Here is a 26,447-nt window from a genome sequence, read left to right as displayed (position 1 = left end):
GCTCTGCGAGCGCCGTCGCCTTGCGCGACGGCGCGTGTCGAACCATGGAGGCGCGCGTGACGGATAAAGTCGTTGTCATCACCGGCGGCAGCCGCGGCATTGGCCGCGCGACTGCGATTGCTGCGGCCGCGCGCGGCTTCCGTGTCGTGGTCGGCTATGCCAGCAACAACAAGGCCGCCGACGAGGTGGTCGCCGAGATCGCGGCCAGCAACGGCAAGGCCATCGCGGTGAAATGCGACGTCGCCGAGGAAAGCGACATCCTGGCGCTGTTCAAGGCCGCGGACGCGTTCGGCACGCTCGGCGCACTCGTCAACAATGGCGGTATTGTCGGGACCAGCGGCGTGCGCGTCGATGAGATGTCGGCCGAGCGCATCCAGCGCGTGATGGCGGTCAACGTCACCGGCTCCATCCTCTGCGCGCGCGAAGCGGTGAAGCGGATGTCGACCAGGCACGGCGGCCAGGGCGGCGTCATCGTCAATCTGTCGTCGGTTGCCGCCAAGCTCGGGGCGCCGAACACCTATGTCGACTATGCCGCGTCCAAGGGCGCGATCGATTCGTTCACCATCGGCCTCGGCTATGAGGTTGCCGGCGAAGGCATTCGCGTCGCGGGCATCCGCCCCGGCCTGATCGATACCGAAATCCACGCCTCCGGCGGCGAGCCCGATCGGCACCACCGTCTGGCCCATATGGTGCCGATGAAGCGCGTCGGTACTGCCGATGAAGTCGCCAATGCCATCGTCTGGCTGATGTCGGACGATGCCTCCTACGTTACCTCAGCCATTCTCGATGTGTCCGGCGGACGCTGACGCGCCGCGCGGACGCTGACACATCACTCAACGCTAAACTTACGGGACTTTCTCTCATGGCATACGATCTCGTCGTCATCGGCACCGGACCGGGCGGTTATGTCTGCGCGGTGCGTGCAGCGCAGCTCGGCATGAAAGTCGCCGTGGTCGAAAAGAACGCCACGCTCGGCGGCACCTGCCTCAATGTCGGCTGCATGCCGTCGAAGGCGTTGCTGCACGCTTCCGAAATGTTCGAGGAAGCCGGGCATTCCTTCGCCAAGATGGGCGTCAGCGTCTCCGCGCCGAAGCTCGATCTGCCTGCGATGATGAATTTCAAGCAGCAGGGCATCGACGGCAACGTCAAGGGCGTCGAATTCCTGATGAAGAAGAACAAGATCGACGTGCTCAAGGGCGCCGGCAAGATTCTCGGCACCGGCAAGGTCGAAGTCTCCGCCGACGGCAAGTCGCAAGTCATCGAAACGAAGAGCATCGTGATCGCCACCGGCTCGGACATCGCGCGGCTCAAGGGCATCGAGATCGACGAGACCCGCATCGTGTCGTCGACCGGCGCGTTGTCGCTGGACAAGGTGCCCGGCAAGCTGCTGATCGTCGGCGCCGGCGTGATCGGCCTCGAGCTCGGCTCGGTCTGGCACCGTCTCGGTGCCGAAGTGGTCGTCGTCGAATTCCTCGACCGCATCCTGCCCGGCATGGACGGCGAGATTGCCAAGCAATTCCAGCGCATCCTGGAGAAGCAGGGCTTTGCCTTCAAGCTGGGTGCCAAGGTCACGGGCGTGGACACCTCCGGCAAGACGCTGAAGGCGACGGTCGAGCCCGCCGCCGGCGGCGCTGCCGAGACGCTGGAAGCCGACGTCGTTCTCGTCTGTATCGGCCGTGTGCCGTACACGGATGGGCTGGGCCTGAAGGAAGCCGGCGTTGCGCTCGACAATCGCGGCCGCGTGCAGATCGATCCGCACTTCGCCACCAGCGTGAAGGGCGTCTATGCCATCGGCGACGTCGTCGCGGGCCCGATGCTCGCGCACAAGGCCGAGGACGAGGGCGTCGCGGTTGCCGAGATCATCGCAGGGCAGGCCGGCCACGTGAACTACGATGTTATCCCAGGCGTCGTGTATACCACGCCGGAAGTATCCTCCGTCGGCAAGACCGAGGAAGAGCTGAAGCAGGCCGGTGTGGCTTATACGGTCGGAAAGTTTCCCTTTACCGCCAACGGCCGCTCCAAGGTCAATCAGACCACTGACGGCTTTGTGAAGATTCTCGCAGATGCGAAGACCGATCGCGTGCTCGGCGTGCACATTATCGGTCGTGAAGCCGGCGAAATGATCCATGAGGCGTGCGTTCTCATGGAATTCGGCGGCAGTGCGGAGGATCTCGCGCGCACCTGCCACGCCCACCCGACGCGCTCGGAGGCCATCAAGGAAGCCGCGCTTGCAGTCGGCAAGCGGGCCATCCATATGTAGGTCGCGCCCAGCGCCGAATCGGGCGGGAAACACATGCTACGCCGCCTGCTTCAACCGCTCTGGGTCCTGCTTGCGATCATCTTCCTGATCGAAGCCTGGCTGTGGGACCATCTCGAACCGATCGTCGCGCGGGTTGTCGCAATCGTCCCGCTCGCCCGGTTCAAGCAATGGCTGTCGGACCGCGTCGATGCGCTGTCGCCGGCGATGACCCTGATCGTGTTCGCGGTGCCGATCGTTCCGCTGTTTCCGCTCAAGCTGGTCGGCCTGTGGCTGCTCACGCACGAATACTGGACCAGCGCGGTCTTCACCATCGTGTTCGCAAAGCTGCTCGGCGTCGGCGTCACCGCCTTCGTCTTCGACGTGACGCGCGACAAGCTGATGGAGATGGCCTGGTTCGAGCGGCTTTATGCTCTGGTGCTGAAGCTGCGTGCTAAGGCCGCCGAGTTGGTCGATCCAATCAAGCGGCGCATCCGCGAGCTGATCGCCGGCAACGGCGAAGGCTGGTCCTCCCGCACACTCCGCCTGATCCAGCGTTTTCGCAAGAGCGTGCACGAAGCGCGCTGAAGCCTCACCGCACACTCGCTGTCATCGCCCGGCTTGACCGGGCGATCCAGTATTCCAGAGACGGCAATGGATACGGAGAAGCCGCGGCGTACTGGATGCCCCCGGTCAAGCCGGGGCATGACACTGCTTGTGCGGCGTCAAACCACGCGTCTCGTTTTCGCTAATGCAAATGCAGCAGATGCGGCAACCACAGGCCGAGCCCGGTCATGACGAGCCCGCCGATCGTCAGCAGGCCAGCGACATAGGCGAGCGCGATCATGCCGGTGATGATGGTGGCTGAGGCCAGAACGATGCCGATCTGGAAGGCGGCGGACGCCAGTTCGAAGTGATGATATTTCGCAGTGGCCTCGTCGCGCTCATGCTCGGCGTGCTTGGCCTTTTCGGCCAGCTGCTCGGTGCCTTCGCCGGTCTCCGGCTCGGAGCGGTAGCGCTGCGCGGTCTTCTGCCAGTCCTCGATCTGCTTCTGCACCGCCACCTTGTTGCCCTCGTCGCTCGCCGCGCCGAGGATGAGCTTGCCCTGGTCCGCCATGCTCTGCACCATGGTGCGGCGGATGCTCTTGGCCTGGAAGAAGGCCCAGAGGTTGGAAGCCTCGACGTTCTTGCTGATCGATTCGGTCTGGGCGCCCTTGCCGAGCGTCTCGGAGATCGCCAGGAAAAGCGCCAGGACAGCGATCAGGAGCGCGATCTTCTTGTTCGAGCCGGACGCGTGTTCGGCGTGCTCGGCATGCTCCATGCTTTCATGTGCGCTCATAAGTCCCTCCTGGCTCGGTTCGCCACGATTGACCGAACCGCGGGCGCCGCGCAAGAGGCATGCGCGCCTGGAGGCTTGCTATGACAGCTTCATGTCAGCATCACCGCCGCGGATGCGCGCTGGCATAGACTTCCAGCAGACGCTCGGCATCAATGCCGGTATAGATCTGCGTGGTCGAGAGCGAGGCATGGCCGAGCAATTCCTGGATCGCGCGCAAATCGCCGCCGCGTGACAACAGATGCGTGGCGAAGGAATGCCGGAGCGCGTGCGGCGTGGCGCTGTCGGGCAGGCCGAGCGCGCCGCGCAGCCGCTCCATCGCGAGCTGGATGATACGCGGGCTCAACGGCCCGCCGCGCGCGCCGACGAAGATCGGGCCCTCGGCTGGCAGCGGATACGGGCACATCGCGACGTACTCCTGCACGAGCGCGAGTACGTTCTGCAGCACCGGCACCATGCGGGTCTTGTTGCCTTTGCCTGTGACGATCAGCACGTCGCCTTCTCCGGGACGCGGCACCTCGCGGCGCGTCAGCCCCAGCGCTTCGGAGATGCGCAGGCCCGAGCCGTAGAGGAGAGCCATCACCGCGGCGTCACGCGCCAAAATCCAGGTCTCGCGGTCCTCGCCGGCGCGCTCGTCGGCGTCCGCAAGACGTTTGGCGGAAGCCATCGGCAGCGGCTTTGGCAGGCTCTTTGCGACTTTCGGCGCGCGGATCGCCGAGAGCGCGCCGACCTTGCCCTTGCCTTCGCGCTCGAGGAAGCGGCCGAACGAACGCAGGCCCGCGAGCGCGCGCATCAGCGAGCGGCCGGCAATATCGTCGGCGCGGCGCATCGCCATGAAGGCCCTGACATCGGTGGCCTCCAGCGCGGCGAAACGCTTGAGCGTCACCCGCTCGCCCCAATGTCCGCAGAGAAAATCCAGGCACTGCCGCAAATCGCGGGCATAGGCTTCCAGCGTCTTCGGCGACAACCGCCGCTCCGCGCCGAGATGCGACAGCCAGCGCGTCATCTCCTGCGCGATATCAGGATCGGCGCTGGCGAGCTCGATTTGTGGGGCGGCCGCTTTGCTCATGCGCTCTGGACGTGGTGATTCCACTCAGTATATCGCATCACACTCGTTTATCGTTCGCTAAGGCCGCCTCCGGGCGCTAGCCTTGAAGCCCCAGGTTCCGATTCCCCCTCCATGGATCACACGTCGCGCAGCAACGCCGTCTCCGCCAACGCGACCCGCATGGTCGACGTGCTGGTGCCGGTCGCGCTCGACCAGACCTATTCCTACAAGGTGCCGCGCGGGATGGAGCTGAAGGCGGGCGATATTATCGGCGTGCCGCTCGGCCCGCGCGAGGTGCTCGCCGTGGTCTGGGCCGAAAACGCCAATCCGGATCCGCGCCTGCACAACCGCCTCAAGGAGGTCAGCGAAAAGCTCGACATCCCGCCGTTGAAGCCCGAGCTGCGTGCGGTCGTGGACTGGATCGCCAATTACACGCTGAGCCCGCGCGGCATGGTGCTGCGCATGTGCCTGCGGATGGGTGAGAACCTCGGCCCCGAGCGGGTGCGCGCCGGCGTGCGCCTGGTCGGCGATCCCCCGCGGCGGCTGACGCCGGCGCGGCAGCGCCTGATCGAGCTGCTGTCGGACCGGCTGCTGCACGGCAAATCCGAGGCGGCCAAGGAGGCCGGCGTCTCGGCCGGCGTGATCGACGGTCTCGTCGACGAAGGCACGCTCACGGTCGAGCCGATGCCGCCGCCTCCGCCGCCGCCGGCCCCCGATCCGGATTTCAGCCGGCCCGATTTTTCGCCGCTCCAGCGCGCCGGGGTCGATGCGATGCGCGCGCTCGCCGCCAACGGCAGCTTTCACGTCGCGCTGCTCGACGGTGTCACCGGCTCGGGCAAGACCGAGGTTTACTTCGAAGCCGTGGCCGAGGCGATCCGCCGCGGAAAACAGTCGCTGATCCTGATGCCGGAGATCGCGCTCACCGGCCAGTTTCTCGATCGCTTCGCGCAGCGGTTCGGCGTGCGTCCTCTGGAATGGCATTCCGAGCTGACGCCGCGTACCCGCGCGCGCAATTGGGCGGCGATCTCCGAAGGCAGCGCGCCGGTCGTGGTCGGCGCGCGCTCGGCGCTGTTTCTGCCCTACGCCAATCTCGGCCTCATCGTTGTCGATGAAGAGCACGACCAGGCCTACAAGCAGGACGAGGGCGTGCATTATCACGCCCGCGACATGGCGGTGGTGCGCGCCCATATCGCAAAGGTCCCGATCGTGCTGGCGTCGGCGACGCCCTCGGTCGAATCCGAGGTCAATGCGCGCAAGAACCGCTATCAGCGCATCGCGCTGCCGTCGCGCTTCGGCGGCCAGCACATGCCGCATATCGAGGCCATCGACATGCGCCGCGAGCCGCCGGCGCGCGGCCGCTTCATCTCGCCGCGGCTGGCCTCCGAGATCAGGACCGCGATCGAGCGGCGCGAGCAGGCGCTATTGTTCCTCAATCGCCGCGGCTATGCGCCGTTGACGCTGTGCCGCGCCTGCGGCCATCGCTTCGCCTGCACCATCTGCGATGCCTGGCTGGTCGATCACCGCTTCCGCCAGCGCCTCGTCTGTCACCATTGCGGCTTCTCGATGCCGCGCCCGCAAACCTGTCCGCATTGCGCGGCGGAGGAATCGCTGGTCGCGGTCGGGCCCGGTGTCGAGCGGCTGCAGGAGGAAGCGGCGGCGCTGTTCCCGGAAGCGCGCACCATGGTGCTGTCGAGCGATCTCATCACCTCGATCGAGACGATGCGCTCCGAGCTGAATGACATTGCGGAGGGCCGCGTCGACGTCATCATCGGCACTCAACTCGTCGCCAAGGGCCACAATTTCCCGCGGCTTAATCTGGTCGGCGTGGTCGATGCGGATCTCGGCCTCTCCAATGGCGATCCGCGCGCCTCCGAGCGCACCTGGCAATTGCTCAACCAGGTGATCGGCCGCGCCGGGCGCGAGCAGGGCCGTGGCGTCGGCTATCTCCAGACCCACCAGCCCGATCATCCCGTGATGAAGGCGCTGATCGCCTGCGACCGCGAAGCCTTCTACGACAGCGAGATCGATTTGCGCGAACGCACGCTCTATCCGCCGTTCGGGCGGCTCGCGAGCCTGATCATTTCCGCCGGCGACCGGCCGAGCGCCGAAGGCTTTGGCCGCCACCTCGTCGCGCTCGCGCCGCGCGACGAGCGCGTGGTGGTGCTGGGTCCGGCGGAAGCCCCGCTCGCGGTCATCAAGGGCCGCTACCGATTCCGCATCCTGGTGAAATCGGCGCGCGGGTTCGACCTGTCGGATTATCTGCGCAACTGGCTTGCCGTATGCCCGAAGCCGAAGGGCAATCAAAAGCTCGAAGTCGACGTCGATCCGCAGAGCTTTTTATAAGGCCCTGTGCCTGTAGCCCGGATGAAGCGAAGCGCAATCCGGGACATGTCGATCCGCGCAAAGACCCCCGGATTACGCTGCGCTCCATCCGGGCTACGAAAATGCAAACAAAAAGCCCGCCGTCCCCCAAGACGGCGGGCTTGTTTCGCGCGTCGCGCGTCTTAGGAGACGACTTCCGCGGTGACGCGGCCGACGCCGGCGCCGGTGAGGCCGATGGCCCGGGCAGCGCCCGTGGAGAGGTCGAGGACACGGCCGCGAATGAACGGGCCACGGTCGTTGATGGTGACGATGACGCTCGAGCCACCGTGGGTAACGCGCAGCTTGGTCCCGAACGGCAGCGAACGGTGCGCCGCGGTCATGGCGTTCTGGTTGAAGCGCTGGCCCGAGGCAGTCCTGCTGCCGGACTCGTTTCCGTAAAAGGAAGCCATGCCGGAGAAGGAACGTCCGGTGCCCTGCGACGGCGTCATCGACGCATTGGCGTTACGCCAATCAGAGGTCGTGTTGGCATCGTTCTGGGCCAGGTGGCGGTGATGATGGTGGGAATACCGATGGTGATGCCGGGATTTGGCGGAAGCTTCGGTGGCAGTTCCACCGATAAGGAAAGTTGCGGCAACAAAAGCGATCGCCGTACGCGGCCGGGTCACACTGCCCAGCGTCTTCAAACAAAGCATCTATTGGTCCCTAAGCTAGTATTGCCACATATGTGGCAAGTGGAGCCCCCGTAAGTTTGCGAGCGGGACCGCGTTTCGATTCCTAATGAGGCGTGAATTGGGCAGTAAATCCGTTCTGTGTCTTCATGTAATATCTTGTTACCGGCGGGGATGTTCGGCCGATATTCCGTAATCTTGCATTTTAACGATTCATTAACCTCTGGATTACTTGCAAATACTGTAAAACGAAGTCATCCGTTCCTGCGTTTAGAATTGAGTAAGTATTCGGCGAGTGAAACCGGCGCGCCGGGAATCACGCCTCAGCGATCCGTGTTCATGGCCGCTATGCGCTGACGGCAGGAACTAATGGCCGACGTCGGCTCAAGGGCTGGCTTAAGCGCTGTGGCAATTCCGCGGCGTGGCAGGTCGTCGTCGCGTCGCCGTGCAGTGCGACGAACTGGCGACAGAACGCCCTGCCTTTAATTTGGCGTCATGTTGCACGTGCGCGCCTGCTATGTTAGCAAAGCCGCGATTTTAACGAGCCCGGCACTTCCGTGCGGGGTCGAAAATCGAAGTCCCGCTTGAATTCCAAGGGCTTGGATCGCTAGGCGCCGCTTCGTGGCGACGGTTTTTCCCTTGCGAGTTTGACAGCAAAAAGAGCGCGTCTGTGGCTGCAGAAGATACGTCCGTTTCCGGTGTGTCGGGCCGTTATGCAACGGCCTTGTTTGAACTGGCCCGTGACCAGAAAGTGGTCGACGAGGTCAAAGCCGATCTCGAGAAATTCGAGGGCATGCTGAACGAAAGCGCCGATCTGAAGCGCCTCGTCCGCAGCCCCGTGTTCGCGGCCGATGCCCAGTCCAGGGCCCTCTCGGCCGTGCTGGACAAGGCGGGCATCGCCGGCATCTCGGCCAATTTCCTGAAAGTGCTGACCGCCAATCGTCGCCTGTTCGCGGTGGCTGACGTCATTCGCGCCTATCGCGCCCTGGTCGCCAGGTTCAAGGGCGAGGCCACGGCCGACGTCACCGTGGCGGAAGCGCTATCGGACAAGAATCTCGACGCCCTCAAGGTTGCCCTGAAGTCGGTGACCGGCAAGGACGTCGCGCTCAACGTGAAGGTCGATCCCTCGATCATCGGTGGCCTCGTGGTCAAGCTTGGCAGCCGGATGATCGATAGTTCGCTTCGCACCAAACTCAATTCGATCAAGCACGCGATGAAAGAGGCAGGCTGATGGACATCCGCGCCGCGGAAATTTCCGCGATCCTCAAGGACCAGATCAAGAATTTCGGCCAGGAAGCTGAAGTCTCCGAAGTCGGACAGGTGCTGTCCGTCGGCGACGGTATCGCCCGCGTTTACGGTCTGGATAACGTCCAGGCCGGTGAAATGGTCGAGTTCGAGAACGGCACCCGCGGCATGGCGCTGAACCTCGAAACCGACAACGTCGGTATCGTGATTTTCGGCGCCGACCGCGAGATCAAGGAAGGTCAGACCGTCAAGCGCACCCGCGCCATCGTGGACGCGCCGGTCGGCAAGGGCCTGCTCGGTCGCGTCGTCGACGCGCTCGGCAATCCCATCGACGGCAAGGGCCCGATCCAGGCCGACAAGCGCATGCGCGTCGACGTCAAGGCGCCCGGCATCATTCCGCGCAAATCGGTGAACGAGCCGATGGCGACCGGTCTCAAGGCGATCGACGCCCTGATCCCGATCGGCCGCGGCCAGCGCGAGCTGATCATCGGTGACCGTCAGACCGGCAAGACCGCGATCGCGCTCGACACCATCCTCAACCAGAAGCCGCTCAACGCGCAGCCGGACGAGAATATCAAGCTGTATTGCGTCTACGTCGCGATCGGCCAGAAGCGTTCGACCGTTGCCCAGTTCGTGAAGGTGCTGGAAGAGCAGGGCGCGCTCGAATATTCGATCATCGTCGCCGCCACCGCGTCCGATCCGGCGCCGATGCAGTACATCGCGCCGTTCACCGGCTGCACCATGGGCGAGTACTTCCGCGACAACGGCATGCACGCCGTCATCATCTATGACGATTTGTCCAAGCAGGCCGTCGCCTACCGCCAGATGTCGCTCCTGCTGCGCCGCCCGCCGGGCCGCGAAGCCTATCCGGGCGACGTGTTCTATCTGCATTCCCGCCTGCTTGAGCGCGCGGCGAAGCTGAACAAGGACCAGGGCTCGGGCTCGCTGACGGCGCTGCCGGTCATCGAAACCCAGGCCAACGACGTGTCGGCCTACATTCCGACCAACGTCATCTCGATCACCGACGGCCAGATCTTCCTCGAAACCGACCTGTTCTTCCAGGGCATCCGTCCCGCGGTGAACGTCGGTCTGTCGGTGTCGCGCGTCGGCTCCTCGGCGCAGACCAAGGCCACCAAGAAGGTCGCCGGCAAGATCAAGGGCGAGCTCGCGCAGTACCGCGAAATGGCGGCGTTCGCGCAGTTCGGCTCCGACCTCGACGCCTCGACCCAGCGCCTGCTCAACCGCGGCTCGCGTCTCACCGAGCTCCTGAAGCAGCCGCAATTCGCGCCGCTGAAGATGGAAGAGCAGGTCTGCGTGATCTGGGCCGGCACCAACGGCTATCTCGACCCGCTGCCGGTCAACAAGGTGCGCGCGTTCGAGGACGGTCTGTTGTCGCTGCTGCGCGGCAAGAATGTCGAGATCCTCAACGCGATCCGCGACAGCCGCGATCTCTCCGACGACAGCGCCGCCAAGCTGAAGTCGGTGGTCGAAGGTTTCGCCAAGAGCTTCGCATAAGAGAACGCGCAAAGGCCGGGCTTCTTCTCCCGGCCTTCCGTGCCTCACTGCATGGAAACGAAAACGTGGATGCCCGGGACACGCCCGGGCATGACGACTGGGATAGGCTAGCGGCTTGATCCAAGGGGTCGAACCGCCGGGGTGAACGAAGAATGGCGTCACTTAAAGACATGCGCGTCCGCATCGCCTCCACCAAGGCGACGCAGAAGATCACCAAGGCCATGCAGATGGTCGCGGCGTCCCGATTGCGCCGCGCCCAGCAAGCGGCCGAGGCGGCGCGGCCCTATGCCGACAAGATGAGCGCGGTGATCTCCAACATCGCCAGCGCTGCCGCCGGTTCGCCCGGCGCGCCGGTGCTGCTGGGCGGCACCGGCAAGGATCAGGTTCACCTGCTGCTGGTCTGCACCGGCGAGCGCGGCCTGTCCGGTGCGTTCAACTCCTCGATCGTGCGCCTCGCGCGCGAGCGCGCCCAGGCGCTGATGGCGCAGGGCAAGGAAGTCAAATTCTTCTGCGTCGGCCGCAAGGGCTACGAGCAGCTCCGCCGCCTGTACGACAAGCAGATCGTCGAGCACCTCGACCTGCGCGGCGTTCGTCAGCTCGGCTTTCTCAACGCCGAGGACATCGCCAAGAAGGTTCTGGCCCGCTTCGACAACGGCGAATTCGACGTCTGCACGCTGTTCTACGCGCAATTCAAGTCGGTGATTGCCCAAGTCCCGACCGCGCAGCGGATCATTCCGCTGACCGTGGAAGAAAAGGCGGCGAACGCGCCGTCGACGTCTTACGACTACGAGCCGGAGGAAGACGAACTCCTCTCGGGCCTGTTGCCGCGGAACATCGCGGTGCAGATCTTCCGCGCGCTGCTGGAAAACAACGCCTCGTTCTATGGCGCGCAGATGAGCTCGATGGACAACGCCACCCGCAACGCGGGCGAAATGATCCGCAAGCAAACCCAGATCTACAACCGAACCCGTCAAGCCCAGATCACCAAGGAGCTGATCGAGATCATCTCCGGCGCCGAGGCGGTCTGACGCACGAACAAAACGACGGTCGTTCAAGTAAAGAATTTCGAAGGAGAGCTTCATGGCTACAGCAGCTACCCAGGTCGGTCGTGTCACCCAGGTCATGGGCGCCGTCGTCGACGTTCAGTTCGAAGGCCATCTGCCGGCCATTCTGAATTCGTTGGAAACCAAGAACGGCAACATCCGCCTCGTGCTGGAAGTTGCGCAGCATCTGGGTGAGTCCACCGTGCGCACGATCGCGATGGACGTGACCGAAGGTCTGGTCCGCGGCCAGGAAGTGACCGACACCGGTCAGCCGATCTCGGTGCCGGTGGGCGCGGGCACGCTCGGGCGCATCATGAACGTGATCGGTGAGCCGATCGATGAAGCCGGCCCGATTCAGTCGGAGGGCATGCGCGCCATCCACCAGGAAGCGCCGACCTACACCGACCAGTCGACCGAAGCTGAAATTCTCGTCACCGGCATCAAGGTCGTCGACTTGCTCGCGCCCTACGCCAAGGGCGGCAAGATCGGCCTGTTCGGCGGCGCCGGCGTCGGCAAGACCGTGCTGATTCAGGAGCTGATCAACAACGTCGCGAAGGCGCACGGTGGTTACTCCGTGTTCGCCGGCGTCGGCGAGCGTACCCGCGAGGGCAACGACCTCTATCACGAGTTCATCGAGTCCAAGGTCAACGCCGATCCGCACAATCCCGATCCGAGCGTCAAGTCGAAGTGCGCGCTGGTGTTCGGCCAGATGAACGAGCCGCCCGGCGCCCGCGCCCGCGTCGGCCTCACCGGTCTGACCGTCGCCGAGCACTTCCGTGACCAGGGCCAGGACGTGCTGTTCTTCGTCGACAACATCTTCCGCTTCACCCAGGCTGGTTCTGAAGTGTCGGCGCTGCTCGGTCGTATCCCGAGCGCCGTGGGTTACCAGCCGACGCTCGCCACCGACATGGGCGCGCTGCAGGAGCGCATCACCACCACGCAGAAGGGCTCGATCACCTCGGTGCAGGCCATTTACGTTCCGGCCGACGACTTGACCGACCCGGCGCCCGCGACCTCGTTCGCGCATTTGGACGCCACCACGGTGTTGAACCGCGCGATCTCGGAAAAGGGCATCTATCCGGCGGTGGACCCGCTCGACTCGACCTCGCGCATGCTCTCGCCGCTCGTCGTCGGCCAGGAGCATTACGACACCGCGCGTCAGGTCCAGCAGGTGCTGCAGCGCTACAAGTCGCTGCAGGACATCATCGCCATTCTCGGCATGGACGAGCTTTCGGAAGAGGACAAGCTGACGGTGGCCCGCGCCCGCAAGATCGAGCGCTTCCTGTCGCAGCCGTTCCACGTCGCCGAAATCTTCACCGGCTCGCCCGGCAAGTTCGTCGACCTCGCGGACACCATCAAGGGCTTCCGCGGCCTCTGCGAAGGCAAGTATGACCACCTGCCGGAAGCCGCCTTCTACATGGTCGGCACCATCGAAGAGGCGATCGAGAAGGGCAAGAAGCTGGCGGCCGAGGCGGCCTAAGCTGCGAAGGGCGAGCGGGGAGTAGCGAATAGTCGCGCTGCTCCCGCTCCATTCGCAATTCGCTACTCACCATTCGCAGGTTTCCCATGGCCACCTTCCACTTCGATCTCGTCTCGCCAGAAAAGCTCGCCTTCTCGGGCGAGGTCGACCAGGTCGATATCCCCGGCGTCGAAGGTGACTTCGGCGTGCTGGCGGGACACGCTCCGGTCGTGGCCGCGATCCGGCCCGGCATTCTCACCGTGACCAGCGGCGGCAAGCACGAGAAGATCATCGTGCTCGGCGGTATCGCCGAAGTCTCCGACAAGGGCCTGACCGTGCTCGCCGACGTCGCGACCTCGCTGGCCGAGCTCGACCGCGCCCAGTTCGCCGCGACCGTCTCGGAGATGGAAGAGGGATTGAAGGAGCACGAAGGCAGCGAGCTCGATCAAGCCATCGCGCGGCTCGACCACTTCAAGAGCATCCAGCACGAGCTCAACAGCACGGCTATGCACTAAGCCCCGGTGCACCGCGCCGGGGCTCGACTGAAAATTCCTGAATAAGTTCAGCGCTCGTCACGGAAGTGGCGGGCGCTGAAACTTTGTTGCACCACGCAGATCTCTCCCGCAAGCGGGAGAGGCTGAGCGAGCCCGCGGCTGGTTGTGCGGTCACCCATGCCCGTCCCAAGCGGTGAAAGGCCTCTGCGTTCAGTTTGCGAACGGCGCAAACTGCTGTGCCACCGCGCTGTAGACGTGGCGGCGGAACGGCACCACGACATCGGGGACACGATCGAGCCGCTCCCAGCGCCAGGCGTCGAACTCGGCGGGCTGCCCGTTGCGTGGCGTCAGCGGATCGATCTCGTCGTCCTTGCCGGTGAAGCGTAGGGCGAACCACTTCTGGCGCTGGCCGCGGAATTTCGCCAGCCGATGCGTCTGCGGCCCGTCATAGGGCGGGAATTCGTAAGTCAGCCAGTCGGTCTCGCCGAGATAAATTGCGCTCTTGACGCTGGTCTCTTCCCAGAGCTCGCGCAGCGCGGCATCGCGCAAATCCTCGCCCTCATCGACGCCGCCCTGCGGCATCTGCCAATCAAGGCCCGGCAGGATGATCTCGGGACCGTCGCCCTTGAAGCGGTGCCCGATCAGCACGCGGCCATCGGCATTGAACAGCGCGATTCCGACATTGGGACGGTAGGGTTTTTCAGTGCTCACGCGTCGATCTCTCGTCGTCATTCCAGGCTGTGCTCTAGCATCAACCTGGAATGGCGCCTTGAACTAATCCTGCGCCAGCGCGGAAAATTCCTTCACCACGCGCTCGTAGACCGGGCGCTTGAACGGGATGATCAGCCCGGTCAGGTTCTTCATCGGCTCCCAGCGCCAGCTCACGAACTCGGCCTTGTGGCCGCCGCCGGGCTTTTCGACATTGATCTCGCTGTCCTTGCCGGTGAAGCGGACCGCGAACCATTTCTGGCGCTGGCCGCGGTAGCGGCCCTTCCAGGCGCGCCCGGCGACCGTGCGCGGAATGTCGTAAGTGAGCCAGTCCGGAACCTCGCCGAGCCGCTCGACGGAACGCACGCTGGTCTCCTCATAGAGCTCGCGCTTGGCGGCCTCCCAATTGTCCTCACCGGGATCGACGCCGCCCTGCGGCATCTGCCAGACATGGGTGTCGTCGACATGCTCGATGCCGCCGGCACGCCGGCCGATAAACACCAGTCCGTCCTTGTTGAGCAACATCACGCCGACGCAGGTCCGGTAGGGCAGATCCTCGTAACGCGCCATTCCGCCAGACCTCTCGCATGCCGTCGGTAAGGCTGAAGCAGGCCCCGCGGGCCTGTGCCGTACCAATCCGTTGATTTAGCTGGATTTTGATTTCAGCATCGCGGTTGTCAATGGCACCAAAAGGATACCTCTGTCGCCTAATGTCTTGGTCCAGGCGCCGATGCGCTCGATCGAGACCGGGAGGGCCGAGGCGGTGCCAACGGCCACGCCGCGCTCGCGCGCCGCCGCTTCGAGCTTGGTCAGGGCGCGGTCGATCTCGGCCGGGGTCGGCACCGCGTCGATCGCGATATCGCCCTTGCCGAATGGCATCGCCTGGCTGCCGGCGGCCTGGGGCGCGATGCTGCGGGGCGAGGAGCCGTCGTCGAAGAAGCCGAGGCCGCGCTTGGCCGCCTCGCGGATGATCGGCTGCATCGCGGGCTCCGTTGCGATGAAGCGGGCGCCCATGAAATTGGTGAGGCCGGCATAGCCCTGCATCCGGCTCAGATGCCAGTACAGCCGGTCCATGTTCTGGTCGGCAGTTAGCGAGGTCAGCAGCGTCTGCGGTCCCGGATCGTTGTCGGGGAAGTCATAGGGCTCCATCGGGATCTGGAGAAAGATCTCGTGGCGCTGAGCGCGGGCGCGCTCAGCGAGTTTTCCTGGATCGGAGCCATAAGGCGTAAAGGCCAGCGTCACCGCCGGCGGCAGTCGCATGATGGCATCGGTGGTCTTGGCAGCGCCGACGCCGAGGCCACCGATCAGGATCGCGACCACCGGCATCTTGGCGGCTTTGGCGCGGTCGGCATCCGCCGCATAGACGTTGAACGGCTTCAGATCCCCGGAAACCGCGGGGATCATGCCATAGCGCGATTTCTCAAGAAGTTTTGGGTCGATTCCGGCCATGACGGGCGGCGGTGCGGAGGCCGAGGCCGCCTCGCTCTTGCCGGCGGCATCGCCGCCGATCACCACGTCGTGGCGCGTGCCGGTGGAGCCGTCGATCATGGTGACGGTCTTCTGCTCGCCCGCCTGCTTCGGTGCGTCCCTGGTCTCGTGCTTGCTTTCCTGTTTGCTGTCCTGGCCGTGGCCGACCGCGGCCGGCTTGTCGTCGCCGGCCTTGTCTGCGGGATTGGGCTCACGGATCGCGAGCCGCGTCATCGGCTCGCCGCCGAGCGGATCCTTGTTGAAGATGGCGAAGCCGGCAAAGGTGACCAGGAACAGGCCGAGCATGACTGCCAGCAGCTGCATGGCCGTGAACGGCAGCCGCAGCCGGCGTTTCCGGCGCGGCTTGTCCCGTCCGAGCGGGGCGCTCAGATCATCGGCCGTTTCAGTCATGCGCGATCCCGAATCACTCGGGAGGACGATACCACGCCGGGGTCAAGCGGCGGCAGGCCGGGATAGGCCGGGGATATCAGGAGTTCCAAGCAAAAAAGGCGGCCCCGAGGAGCCGCCCTTTTCGACAGATCGCGATGCGCCGAGTTAGTTCGCCGCCTTGGGCTTGTCGGTCGTGGCCTTGTCACCGCCCGGGGTGGGCGCCGCGGAGGCGCTGTTCTTGATGCCGTGGAGCAGATCGTCGGCGAGCTTGAGCGCCTTGTCGTCCTTGGCGTCCGGCGGAACGTAGGACTGCGAGCCGGTCTTCTCGTCGCCGTCGTTCTTGAGATGGCCGCGCAGCGAAGCTTCGCCCTTGGTGTCGGTGCGCGACTTCAGCTCGTCGGGCACGTCCTGCAGCACTTCGATGTCGGGCACGATGCCCTTGGCCTGGATCGACTTGCCCGACGGCGTGTAGTAGCGCGCCGTGGTCAGACGCAGCGCGCCGTTGCCGGAGCCGAGCGGAATGATGGTCTGCACCGAGCCCTTGCCGAACGAGCGCGTGCCGACGATGGTCGCGCGCTTGTGGTCCTGCAGCGCGCCGGCGACGATCTCCGACGCCGAAGCCGAGCCGCCGTTGACCAGCACGATGACCGGCTTGCCCTTGGTGAGGTCGCCCGTATGTGCGGTACGGCGCTGGGTCTCCTCGGCATTGCGGCCGCGGGTCGAGACGATCTCGCCCTTCTCCAGGAAAGAGTCGGAGACGGTGACCGCTTCCTCGAGCAGGCCGCCTGGGTTGTTGCGGAGGTCGATGACGTAGCCCTTCAGCTTGTCGCCGATCTGATTCGAGAGGTTGGCGACCTCGCGCTTCAGGCCTTCGGTGGTCTGCTCGTTGAAGGTCGTGATGCGGATATAGGCGATGTCGTCTGCCTCGACGCGAGCGCGCACCGAGCGGACGCGGATGTTGTCGCGCACCAGCGTGACGTCGATCGGATTGTCCTGGCCCTTGCGGATGATCTTGAGCTTGATCTTGGTGTTGACGGGACCGCGCATCTTCTCGACCGCCTGGTTCAGGGTCAGGCCCTGCACAGCTTCGTCGTCGAGATTGGTGATGATGTCGTTCGCCATGACGCCGGCGCGCGAGGCCGGGGTGTCATCGATCGGCGAGACCACCTTGATCAGGCCGTCTTCCATCGTGACTTCGATGCCGAGGCCGCCGAACTCACCGCGGGTCTGCACCTGCATGTCGCGGAAGCTCTTGGCGTCCATGTAGCTCGAATGCGGATCGAGACCGGTGAGCATGCCGCTGATCGCGGATTCGATCAGCTTGGTGTCGTCGGGCTTCTCGACATAGTCCGAGCGCACGCGCTCGAAGACGTCGCCGAACAGATTGAGCTGGCGATAGGTGTCGGCGGTGGCGGCTCGCGCGCTGGAGCCCATGAAGACTGCGCGCGGTTGCGTCACGAACAGCGTCAGCGCCGCACCGGTGGCCGCGCTGAGGAGGATAACTGAAGTCTTGCGCATCATCCGCGAACCTTCTCGCCTTCATTTGCGGCCCACCATGGGCCTGGATCGATTGGAGTGCCGTCTTTGCGGAACTCGACATAGAGCACAGGTTGACTCGCGTTCGTGGCGAGAATGGAGGCGACTTGAGAAGTCGACCCCATGGTCGCGACAGGCTCCCCCGTGAGCACAAACTGACCGATGTTGACCGAAATGCGCTCCATCCCGGCGATCAGCACATGATACCCGCCCCCGGCATTGAGGATCAAGAGTTGTCCATAGCTGCGGAAGGGGCCGGCATAGACAACCCAGCCATCACACGGCGTCGTGACCTGGGAGCCGGGCCTGGTCGCCAGCGAAATGCCCTTCTGGACCCCGCCGAGCCCGTCGGAACCGCCGAAATCCCTGATCTTGTTACCGTTAACTGGAAGAGGCAGGAGGCCCTTGGCCGCGGCGAAGGCCATCGCAGGGGTGGTCCGGGAACGATCCTTGAAAGCGCCGGGGCCGGTCTTGGCGCTGGCGGCCGCGTTTGCAGCCGCCTTGGCCTCGGCCTGCCTGGCGGCCTCAGCCGCCTTCTCGGCCGCCTTGGCGGCGCTTTGCAGATCCTGCTCCATCTTGGCGATCAGCCCCTGGAGATCGCCGACCTGTCGCGAGAGCGCGACGGCGCGCGCGTTCTCGGCGTCGAGATCCTTTTCACGCGACGCCTGCTGGCGCTGCCGCTCGTCGACCAGAGCCGCGAGCCGAGTCTGGTCGTTGCGCACCTTGTCGCGGTCGGAGGCGAGCTGGTCGCGCTCGGTCGCGATGGTCTTGCGCAAGGCCACGAGCTCGCCGAGCTCGCCCGCGATCTTCTCGGCGCGGCCGCGCAATTCCGGCACCACGGCACCGAGCAGCATCGCCGTGCGCAGCGATTGCAGGGCATCCTCGGGCCGTACCAGAAGCGCCGGCGGCGTCCGCCTTCCGGCGCGCTGCAAGGCCGCCAGCACCTCGACGATGTCGGCGCGGCGTAAATCGAGCGAGCTGCGCATCGCCTGCTCGCGGCCGTTCAGCGATCGCAGCCGCGCTTCGGCCTCGTCGATCTTGGTCTCGACGCTGCGCACATTGGCAGCGGTGTCGATCAGCTGTTGATTGAGCTGGGTGCGGTCCTGGCCGAGCGAGGTGATCTCGGCCTTGAGCTTGGCCTGCGCCTCCTCCGCGCTCTTCTTGCTGGCGCGCGCGGCTTCGAGCTCCTGCTCGCGCTGCTTGATCGCATCGGGCGCGACGGCCGCAGTCTGCGGTGCAGGCGTCTGAGCTTGCGCGAGGCTTGCGCCCAAAATACTTGAGCCCAAAACGCCGGCGATCAGCAGCAGGTTGAGAATTGGCGCTCGCATCGCTTTAGGCAAAGGTGCTCGTTGTGGCGCGGATCACGCGCGGTGATAGGGGTGGCCGGCCAGAATGGTGGCGGCCCGATAAAGCTGTTCCAGAAGCATGACGCGGACCATTTGATGCGGCCAGGTCGCAGAGCCGAACGCGATCGCGAGCTTGGCCTTACGGCGCAATTCGGGCGAAAGTCCGTCCGCCCCTCCGATCATGAAGATAGTATGACCGGCACCCTCGTCGCGCCAGCGGCCGAGATGCCGTGCGAATACGGTCGAATCCAGATTCTGGCCGCGTTCGTCCAGCGCCACCAGCACCGATTTTTCGGGGATATGCGCGGAGATCGCCGCGGCCTCTTCGGCCATCCGCGTCGCCGTATCGCGCGCGCGGCTTTCGGGCAATTCGTGGACGACGAGCTCGCGGAATCCGAGCTTGCGGCCGGCCTCGTCGAACCGCTCGGAATAGCGCTCGGCAAGCTCCCGTTCGGGGCCCTGCTTCAGCCGGCCCACCGCAATGACGGCTATGCGCATGATATGTTCAGGTCGCGTTTTCTGGACCGCGCGCGATCTGCGCGCGCACGACGCTAGCATGCGCGTCAGCCGATCGAAATCGGCCAGCAGCCTCTCAGATCGCCTTCGCCGCCCCTGGGCCTTGCGTGTACAATCTCTCGAGACTGTAGAACTCGCGGACCTCGGGTCTGAACACGTGCACGATCACATCGCCGGAATCAATCAGCACCCAGTCGCAATTGGGCAAGCCCTCGACGTGGATGTTCTTGATGCCGTTTTCCTTGAGGCCTTTGGCGACGTTCTCCGCGATCGCGCCAACGTGCCGGTTGGCCCGGCCGGTGGTGACGATCATGTAGTCGGAGTAGGCCGATTTGCCGCGAAGGTCGATGGTGACCGTCTCTTCCGCCTTCATGTCATCGAGGCGGGAGAGGATCAGGCTCAGCGTCTTGTCGGCGTCGGGTTGCGCCTTCAAGGCCGCAGCTTTGGTCGATGTTTTACGCGTAGGCTTGGCAACCTTGGGTAAAACCGACTTCGGTGAAGCCGTCTTGGGTGAGGCTGTCTTGGACAATACAGATGTGGTCAGGGACCATTCCTTTCACTGTATCGCGAACGCCGAATCCGGCGCCCACTGGTTACACTACATCATGTGGGGTTAAGGGTTTCAATATGCCAGAGAGCCCGAAGGCCGCATGGCGTTCGCACAATCTGACTCACTTCGTACCTTTCCAGCTTCCGTCCGGGTTCCGTAAGCCGGTCGACGAGAGATTCAGCTTCATACCGGTCAGGAACACCCAGGCCGGCGCGGCCCGATCCGCAAGCAATGGCGCCTCATTCTCCGGCAAGCGGTAGCGTCTGAGCGCCTGGGCGGCGGGAGAGGCGAGGGCACGAAAACTCTGTGGCGGGCGGTCGATGACCGCGATCGGCACCTGACCGGCGATGCGCCGCCAGTGCTGCCAACGATGGAATTGAGCGAGATTGTCGGCGCCCATGATCCAGACAAAGCGCAAGCCCGAGAGGCGGCGGCGCAAGGTGTTGATCGTATCGATGGTATAGCGCGTGCGAATGACGGATTCGAGACAGCTCACCTCGATCCTGGGATCGTCGGCCACGTTGCGCGCCGCCTGCATGCGCTCGCCGAGTTCGTGCAGCGCGCCGTTCTCCTTCAGCGGATTGCCTGGCGTCACCAACCACCACACCCGATCGAGCTGGAGGCGTTTCAGCGCGAACTGGCTGATCGCGCGATGGGCCTGGTGCGGCGGATTGAACGAGCCACCGAGCAGGCCGATGCGCATGCCCGAGGTATGGGTCGGTATGGCCTGCGCGAAGAAACGTGGCGCGACGAAATTGTTGCTCAATGCCCCGCGCCCTGCGTCGTCTACGGCCGCGTCTGCCCGGTGCCGTGAACGCGATATTTGAAGCTCGTCAGCTGCTCGGCGCCAACCGGGCCGCGGGCATGGAATCTGCCGGTGGCGATACCGATCTCGGCGCCGAAGCCGAACTCGCCGCCGTCGGCGAACTGCGTCGAGGCGTTGTGCAGCACGATCGCGGAATCGACCTCGCTCAGGAATTTCTTCGCAGCGCTCTCATCGGCGCTCACGATCGCATCGGTATGGTGCGAGCCGTGATTCTGGATATGCGCGATCGCGCCGTCGACGCCGTCCACCACCTTCGCCGCGATGACCGCATCGAGATATTCGGTGTCCCAATCGTCCGCGCTGGCAGGTCTGACGCGCGGATCGGTCTTTTGCACGGCGTCGTCGCCGCGCACTTCGCAGCCGGCCTCGATCAGCATCTCGATCAGCGGCTTCAGGTTTTTACCGGCAGCGGCCCGATCGACCAGCAGCGTCTCGGCGGCGCCGCAGACGCCGGTGCGGCGCATCTTGGCGTTGAGCACGATCGACTTTGCCATGGCGAGGTCGGCGCTGCCGTCGACGTAGACGTGGTTGACGCCTTCGAGATGCGCGAACACCGGCACGCGCGCTTCCTGCTCGACGCGCGCAACGAGGCTCTTGCCTCCGCGCGGCACGATCACGTCGACGGCGCCGTTCAATCCCGACAGCATCATGCCCACCGCCGCGCGGTCGCGCGTCGGCACCAGCGTGATCGCGGCCTCGGGGAGACCCGCTTCGCGCAGGCCCTGCACCAGGCAGTCATGGATCGCGCGGCAGGAGCGGAAACTGTCGGAGCCGCCGCGCAGGATCACGGCATTGCCCGACTTCAGGCACAGCACGCCGGCGTCCGCCGCAACATTCGGCCGGCTCTCGAAGATCACGCCGACGACGCCGAGCGGCACGCGCACGCGCTCGATGGTCATGCCGTTCGGCCGTTGCCAACTCTCGGTGACGATGCCGACCGGATCGGCAATGCCGCGCACGATGCCGATGCCCTCGGCCATGCCCTCGACCCGCGCCGGCGTCAGCGTCAGGCGATCGATGAAGGAGGAGGTGGCATTGCCGGAGGCGCGGGCCTCGGCGACGTCCTCGGCATTGGCGGCAAGGATCGCGGCTGCATTGTTGCGGATCGCCCGCTCCATGGCCTCGAGCGCCCGGTTCTTCTGCTCCGGCGGCGCCAGCGCCAGCACGCGCGCGGCAGCGCGGGCACGGGTACCGAGATCGGTCATCAGCGCCTGAAGATCGGCATTGCCGTCGACGGCTTTGAGGGGGGCGGCCATGGGAGTTTCAACCTTCTGCTAAGGCGGTGTCCTAGCACGGAAATCCCGCTTTTGCGAAGGGTCGGGAGGGTATGGCAGGGGTTCACTTGCTGGTTCGGCTGGACCAATGACCCATCTACGGCGTCATGGCCGGGCTTGTCCCGGCCATCCACGGATTGCCACGCGGTCCAAACAACGTGGATGCCCGGGCCTTCGCCTCGCCGAAGCGGCTTCGGCCGCGCAGGCGGGACAAGCCCGGGCATGACGGTTTGGGCGCCTGCCGAGCGCTACCCGCCCACCACCAGATCATCCCGGTGGATCATCTCCGCCCGCCCGCTGATGCCGAGGATGGCCATGACGTCCGGGGAGGAGTGGCCCTTGATCCGCTCGGCATCGTCGGCGTCGTAGGCGATCAGGCCGCGGCCGACCTCGCTGCTGTCGGGGCCGCGCACGATCACGGCATCGCCGCGGGCGAACTGGCCCTCGACCTTGGTCACGCCGGCCGGCAACAGGCTGGCGCCGGCGCGCAGCGCCGCGACGGCGCCGGCGTCGATCGTCAGGGTGCCTTTCGGCTCCAGCGAGCCCGCGATCCAGCGCTTTCGCGACGTAATGGGATTGGCGGGCGTCAGGAACCAGGTGCAGCGGCCGCCATCGGCGATCGCCTGAAGGGGATGCTCGATCTTGCCGGAGGCGATCAGCATATGCGTGCCGCCGGTGGTCGCGATTTTTGCGGCTTCGACCTTGGTGCGCATGCCGCCGCGCGACAGCTCGGACTCGGCGTCGCCTGCGACGGCCTCGATCTCCGAGGAGATGCTGTCGACGACCAGAATGAGCTTGGCGTTCGGGTTGTTCTTCGGCGGGGCATCGTAAAGCCCGTCGATGTCGGACAGCAGCACCAGCAGGTCGGCGCTCGCCATGGTGGCGACGCGCGCGGCGAGGCGGTCATTGTCGCCGTAGCGGATCTCGTTGGTCGCGACCGTGTCGTTCTCGTTGATCACGGGGATCGCGCGCCACTCCAGCAGCTTGCCGATGGTGGAGCGCGCGTTGAGATAGCGGCGGCGCTCCTCGGTGTCCTGCAGCGTCACCAGGATCTGGCCGGCGCCGATGCCGTGGGCGCCAAGGACCTCCGACCAGATCCGCGCCAGCGCGATCTGACCGACGGCGGCGGCCGCCTGGCTCTCCTCCAGCTTCAGCGGGCCGCGCGGCAATTTCAGGCGGCTGCGGCCGAGCGCGATCGAGCCGGAAGAGACGACGAGAACGTCCCGCCCCTCGCGATGCAGCTTAGCCATGTCGTCGGCGAGCGCGGCAAGCCAGGACGCGCGCACCTCGCCCTTGTCGGAATCGACCAGCAGCGCGGAGCCGACCTTGACGACGATGCGGCGGAATTGACTGAGTTCGGGGCTGGCCATCTGTGTATGTGGTGTGTGTATGTGCTGGAGAGCGGCGCCGGTAAGGCCTGCTTTTGCAGCAGGACGATGGCCGGCGCAAGGCGGCAGGCCCGGTAAACGGCGCTTGTCCGGAACGCTCGTCTGGCTCTAACTGTCGCCAACCATAATAGACTCAACGAGGAAACCAATGGATCGCCGCAACTTCATCGCCGGATGCCTCGGGTTGCCGTTGTTGGCGCAAGCGGGCGCGGCGCAAGCTCAGGTCGGGCTGACAAAAATGATCTTCCCGTTCGCGGCCGGAGCGGGCGGCGACACGTTGTGCCGGCTGATCGCGCAGGAGATGGCGCCGGCGCTGCAGCGGACCATCGTGGTCGAGAACCGCACCGGTGGTGACGGTCTGATCGGCATCAAGGCGGTGAAGGGGGGCAGCCCCGACGGCAGCATGGTGCTGGTGACGACCGGGCCGACGATGTACCTGCTGCCGATGGTGGAGACGACCCCGAGCTTCGATACCGCAAAGGATTTCGTGCCGGTGTCGCTGCTGGCGCGGTTTGAGTTCGCCGTCGTCATCAGTCCGGCGATCGACGCCGCGGATTTCAAGGGATTTGTTGCCTGGCTGAAAGCGCATCCGGACAAGGCGTCGTTCGGTGTGCCGAGCAACGGCACCATCCCGCATTTCATGGGCTCCAAGCTCGAGAAAGACCTCGGCATTCCCATGACGCGCGTGCCCTATCGGGGCAGCGCGCCCATCCTCAACGACATCATCGGCGGTCACATCTCGTTCGGCATCGTCACGTTGGCCGATGCGCTGCCGCAGCATCGCGCCAAGGGCGTGAAGATCATCGCGGTCGCGAGCGCCGAACGTTCGCCGTTCGCTCCGGAAGTCTCGACGCTGAAGGAGAGCGGCATCGATCTCGTCGCGGACGCCTGGTACGGCATGTGGCTTCCCGCCGGCAGCTCGCCGGAATTCGCGAGCAAGCTCGGCGCGGCCGCAAGCGCCGCGCTCGCCAAGCCCGAGGTGAAGGAAAAACTCACCGCGATCGGGCTCATTCCGGTGGGCAGCAGTGCGGATGGCTTGACGAAGGAGCTCGCCGCCAACGCCGCGTTCTGGCAGCCGATCGTGAAGGCGACGGGATACAAGATCGAGAATTGAGCTTCGCAAGGGAGGTCTTGGGACGATGATCTGTTTGAGAATCAATGAAGAAGAAGCTGATCTCCGAGTGACTCGTGATGAATTGTACATGCTGAACAATGCGCTGAATGAGGTCTGTAACGGCGTTCACATTCATGAAAACGCATTTCAAACCCGATTAGCGTTCGAGCGGAGTGATCTTCGCGCCTTGTTGGCTCAGATCTGTGAGTTGTTGCCACAAGCTCGAAACTGAGACGCTGCCCGCACCTCACAGCTTCGCGCGCTGCGCGATGCCGTCCTTGATCGACGCCAGCTCTGCTTCATCCCAGATGCCGATCAGGATGCCGCCCTTCACCTGGAGCTGGTTGTCGGCGTAGGCGGCGATCTTCTCGCGCGGTGTCGTGATGTGGTCGTTGGGATGCAGCGCCCAGTCGAACAATTCCGCCTGCAATCGCGCGATGATGCCGGCGCACTCAGGATCGTCGCCGCGATCCAGAAACTCTTCCGGATCGGTTTCGAGGTCATACAGCATCGGACGGAAGCCGGAGGCGTGGATGTATTTCCAGCGGCCGTCGAACACCATGAACAGGCGGCAGCGCTCGATCGGCTGGTTCAGCTTCAGCCGCACGTCCTGCATGACATAGTCGTATTCGGAGAACGCCACCTTGCGCCAATCCGGCGGGCTCTCGCCGCGCAGCAGCGGCAGCAACGAGCGCCCTTCGAGGATGTGGCCCGGCACCTTGCCGCCGAAATAGTCGACGAAGGTCGGCGCGAGATCGATGGCTTCGACCAGCGCATCGTTGCACGTGCCGCGCGTCGCATCCGCCTCCTTCGAGGGATCAATGACAATCAACGGAATCTTCGCCGACTGCTCGTGGAACAGGTCCTTCTCGCCCATCCAGTGATCGCCGAGATAATCGCCGTGATCGGAGGTGAACACGATCATGGTGGTGTCCAGCAGATCGCGCTCCTCGAGAAATTTCATCAGCACGCCCATCTGGTCGTCGATCTGGGTGATCAGACTCATATAGGTCGGGATCACCTTCTCGCGGGCATCGTCGCGCGCCATGTTGCGGGAGTAGCGCATGTCCATATAGGCGCCGAACACCGGATGCGGATTCTGGCGCTCGCGCTCGGAGCGGATCACCGGGATCATGTCCGATGCCGAATACATGCTGGCGTAAGGTTCGGGCGCGATATAGGGCCAGTGCGGCTTGATGTAGGACAGATGCAGGCACCATGGCCTGCCGTCGGTCTCGGCCTCGCCGATGAAGTCCATCGCGCGGCGCGTCATGTAGGGCGTCTCGGAATGCTCATCCGGCACGCGCGCGGCCTTGTCGGCGTGCACGAGCAGCCAGCCGTTCTGGAGCGAGCCGTCCTCGGCCGCGCCGGAATTGGCCCAATGCTCCCAGGGATTGGGCGCATCAAAACCCTGCTGGCGCAGATATTCGTCGTATTTCGGACGCGGTCGCCCCGTGGGATGCAGGCCGTCGTCGCGCTCATAGGGCTCAAACCCGCATTCGGCGACGTGCACGCCGATCATCGATTCCGGCGGGATGCCGAGCGCCTTCATGCCTTCGAGATCGGGCGCCATGTGGGTCTTGCCGACCAGCACGTTGCGCACGCCGAGGTTCTTGAGGTGATCGCCGAGGGTGGGCTCGCCGACCCGCAACGGCCAGCCGTTCCAGTGCGAGCCGTGCGAGCGCATGTAGCGCCCGGTGTAGAACGACATCCGCGACGGGCCGCAGATCGGCGACTGCACATAGGCCTTGCTGAACAGCACGCCGCGCTTCGCCATGGCGTCGATGTTCGGCGTCTTCAGCGTGGGATGGCCGGTGCAGCCGAGATAGTCATAGCGAAGCTGGTCGCACATGATCCAGAGAACGTTCTTCGCGCGCGCCATGAATCATCCCTGCCGTATCTTGATTGCCGATGCTGCGCTATCGAAGGCGCGAAGACAAGAAGGGGGTGATGCGCCTTCTCGCAA

General features: G+C 64.8%; 24 protein-coding genes. 10 read left to right on the top strand and 14 right to left on the bottom strand.

What is annotated here, in order from left to right; genetic code table 11:
- Positions 1-44 precede the first annotated feature (44 nt).
- The 3 genes from AC0L27_RS32125 to AC0L27_RS32115 are packed head-to-tail and all read left to right on the top strand — an operon-like array spanning position 45 to position 2,824.
- Positions 45-806 carry an SDR family oxidoreductase gene (locus tag AC0L27_RS32125; RefSeq protein ID WP_473321716.1) on the top strand — a complete coding sequence of 254 codons (762 nt, stop codon included), beginning with the start codon at positions 45-47 and terminating at the stop codon, positions 804-806.
- A gap of 56 nt (positions 807-862) precedes the next feature.
- A complete protein-coding gene (lpdA, locus tag AC0L27_RS32120; RefSeq protein ID WP_354209654.1) occupies positions 863-2,260 on the top strand; it encodes a dihydrolipoyl dehydrogenase in 1,398 nt (465 codons plus the stop codon).
- Positions 2,261-2,293: 33 nt separating this feature from the next.
- A complete protein-coding gene (locus AC0L27_RS32115) occupies positions 2,294-2,824 on the top strand; it encodes a hypothetical protein (protein ID WP_275174187.1) in 531 nt (176 codons plus the stop codon).
- A gap of 160 nt (positions 2,825-2,984) precedes the next feature.
- Here AC0L27_RS32115 and AC0L27_RS32110 read toward each other — a convergent pair whose 3' ends face one another.
- Entirely contained in the window at positions 2,985-3,575 is a 591-nt protein-coding gene (locus tag AC0L27_RS32110; protein WP_354209653.1) for a DUF4337 domain-containing protein, read from the bottom strand.
- Positions 3,576-3,675: 100 nt separating this feature from the next.
- On the bottom strand, positions 3,676-4,641 hold the full coding sequence (locus AC0L27_RS32105; RefSeq protein WP_354209652.1) for a tyrosine recombinase XerC: 966 nt from the start codon (positions 4,639-4,641) through the stop codon (positions 3,676-3,678).
- Between the two features lie 111 nt (positions 4,642-4,752).
- Between AC0L27_RS32105 and AC0L27_RS32100 the strand changes: the two genes are divergently transcribed.
- On the top strand, positions 4,753-6,963 hold the full coding sequence (locus tag AC0L27_RS32100; RefSeq protein WP_473321707.1) for a primosomal protein N': 2,211 nt from the start codon (positions 4,753-4,755) through the stop codon (positions 6,961-6,963).
- 161 nt (positions 6,964-7,124) lie between these two features.
- Here AC0L27_RS32100 and AC0L27_RS32095 read toward each other — a convergent pair whose 3' ends face one another.
- A complete protein-coding gene (locus AC0L27_RS32095; RefSeq protein WP_275174182.1) occupies positions 7,125-7,634 on the bottom strand; it encodes a septal ring lytic transglycosylase RlpA family protein in 510 nt (169 codons plus the stop codon).
- Positions 7,635-8,280: 646 nt separating this feature from the next.
- Between AC0L27_RS32095 and AC0L27_RS32090 the strand changes: the two genes are divergently transcribed.
- The 5 genes from AC0L27_RS32090 to AC0L27_RS32070 all read left to right on the top strand — a co-directional run bounded on the left by AC0L27_RS32090 (position 8,281) and on the right by AC0L27_RS32070 (position 13,387).
- Positions 8,281-8,841, top strand: a complete 561-nt coding sequence (locus tag AC0L27_RS32090; RefSeq protein ID WP_007604340.1) for a F0F1 ATP synthase subunit delta — start codon at positions 8,281-8,283, stop codon at positions 8,839-8,841.
- A complete protein-coding gene (gene atpA / locus AC0L27_RS32085; RefSeq protein WP_106945574.1) occupies positions 8,841-10,370 on the top strand; it encodes a F0F1 ATP synthase subunit alpha in 1,530 nt (509 codons plus the stop codon). Before AC0L27_RS32090 ends, atpA begins: the two co-directional genes overlap by 1 nt.
- A 152-nt stretch (positions 10,371-10,522) precedes the next feature.
- Positions 10,523-11,398 carry a F0F1 ATP synthase subunit gamma gene (locus AC0L27_RS32080; RefSeq protein WP_473321705.1) on the top strand — a complete coding sequence of 292 codons (876 nt, stop codon included), beginning with the start codon at positions 10,523-10,525 and terminating at the stop codon, positions 11,396-11,398.
- A gap of 52 nt (positions 11,399-11,450) precedes the next feature.
- The gene (gene atpD / locus AC0L27_RS32075; RefSeq protein WP_275174178.1) at positions 11,451-12,893 is read left to right on the top strand and encodes a F0F1 ATP synthase subunit beta; all 1,443 of its coding nucleotides are present in this window, start codon (positions 11,451-11,453) and stop codon (positions 12,891-12,893) included.
- An 86-nt stretch (positions 12,894-12,979) separates the two neighbouring features.
- Complete coding sequence (locus AC0L27_RS32070; protein WP_354209650.1) at positions 12,980-13,387, top strand: F0F1 ATP synthase subunit epsilon; 408 nt, start codon at positions 12,980-12,982, stop codon at positions 13,385-13,387.
- A 189-nt stretch (positions 13,388-13,576) separates the two neighbouring features.
- Here AC0L27_RS32070 and AC0L27_RS32065 read toward each other — a convergent pair whose 3' ends face one another.
- The 10 genes from AC0L27_RS32065 to proB form a co-directional block, all read right to left on the bottom strand.
- Positions 13,577-14,077, bottom strand: a complete 501-nt coding sequence (locus tag AC0L27_RS32065; RefSeq protein ID WP_275174176.1) for an RNA pyrophosphohydrolase — start codon at positions 14,075-14,077, stop codon at positions 13,577-13,579.
- A gap of 63 nt (positions 14,078-14,140) precedes the next feature.
- The gene (locus AC0L27_RS32060) at positions 14,141-14,644 is read right to left on the bottom strand and encodes an RNA pyrophosphohydrolase (protein WP_007604352.1); all 504 of its coding nucleotides are present in this window, start codon (positions 14,642-14,644) and stop codon (positions 14,141-14,143) included.
- Positions 14,645-14,719: 75 nt separating this feature from the next.
- Complete coding sequence (locus AC0L27_RS32055) at positions 14,720-15,952, bottom strand: divergent polysaccharide deacetylase family protein (protein ID WP_354209649.1); 1,233 nt, start codon at positions 15,950-15,952, stop codon at positions 14,720-14,722.
- A gap of 144 nt (positions 15,953-16,096) precedes the next feature.
- The gene (locus AC0L27_RS32050; protein ID WP_018459850.1) at positions 16,097-17,452 is read right to left on the bottom strand and encodes a S41 family peptidase; all 1,356 of its coding nucleotides are present in this window, start codon (positions 17,450-17,452) and stop codon (positions 16,097-16,099) included.
- Entirely contained in the window at positions 17,449-18,795 is a 1,347-nt protein-coding gene (locus AC0L27_RS32045; protein WP_354209648.1) for a murein hydrolase activator EnvC family protein, read from the bottom strand. Before AC0L27_RS32045 ends, AC0L27_RS32050 begins: the two co-directional genes overlap by 4 nt.
- A 33-nt stretch (positions 18,796-18,828) precedes the next feature.
- Entirely contained in the window at positions 18,829-19,311 is a 483-nt protein-coding gene (gene rlmH, locus AC0L27_RS32040) for a 23S rRNA (pseudouridine(1915)-N(3))-methyltransferase RlmH (protein ID WP_473321703.1), read from the bottom strand.
- Positions 19,312-19,405: 94 nt separating this feature from the next.
- On the bottom strand, positions 19,406-19,762 hold the full coding sequence (rsfS, locus tag AC0L27_RS32035) for a ribosome silencing factor (protein ID WP_007604366.1): 357 nt from the start codon (positions 19,760-19,762) through the stop codon (positions 19,406-19,408).
- 238 nt (positions 19,763-20,000) lie between these two features.
- A complete protein-coding gene (locus AC0L27_RS32030; protein ID WP_354209646.1) occupies positions 20,001-20,645 on the bottom strand; it encodes a nicotinate-nucleotide adenylyltransferase in 645 nt (214 codons plus the stop codon).
- A gap of 20 nt (positions 20,646-20,665) precedes the next feature.
- Positions 20,666-21,961, bottom strand: a complete 1,296-nt coding sequence (locus AC0L27_RS32025; protein ID WP_354254719.1) for a glutamate-5-semialdehyde dehydrogenase — start codon at positions 21,959-21,961, stop codon at positions 20,666-20,668.
- Between the two features lie 266 nt (positions 21,962-22,227).
- Positions 22,228-23,349 (bottom strand): glutamate 5-kinase, encoded by a 1,122-nt coding sequence (proB, locus tag AC0L27_RS32020; RefSeq protein WP_354209644.1) that lies wholly within the window; start codon positions 23,347-23,349, stop codon positions 22,228-22,230.
- 166 nt (positions 23,350-23,515) lie between these two features.
- On the opposite strand from proB, the gene AC0L27_RS32015 reads away from it, so the two are divergent.
- A complete protein-coding gene (locus AC0L27_RS32015; protein ID WP_354209643.1) occupies positions 23,516-24,481 on the top strand; it encodes a Bug family tripartite tricarboxylate transporter substrate binding protein in 966 nt (321 codons plus the stop codon).
- Positions 24,482-24,728: 247 nt separating this feature from the next.
- Here AC0L27_RS32015 and AC0L27_RS32010 read toward each other — a convergent pair whose 3' ends face one another.
- Entirely contained in the window at positions 24,729-26,363 is a 1,635-nt protein-coding gene (locus AC0L27_RS32010) for an alkaline phosphatase family protein (protein ID WP_354209642.1), read from the bottom strand.
- Between the last annotated feature and the right edge of the window lie 84 nt (positions 26,364-26,447).

The organism is Bradyrhizobium sp. Ken51 (assembly GCF_055807435.1).
This window is presented reverse-complemented; position numbering and strand designations above follow the sequence as displayed.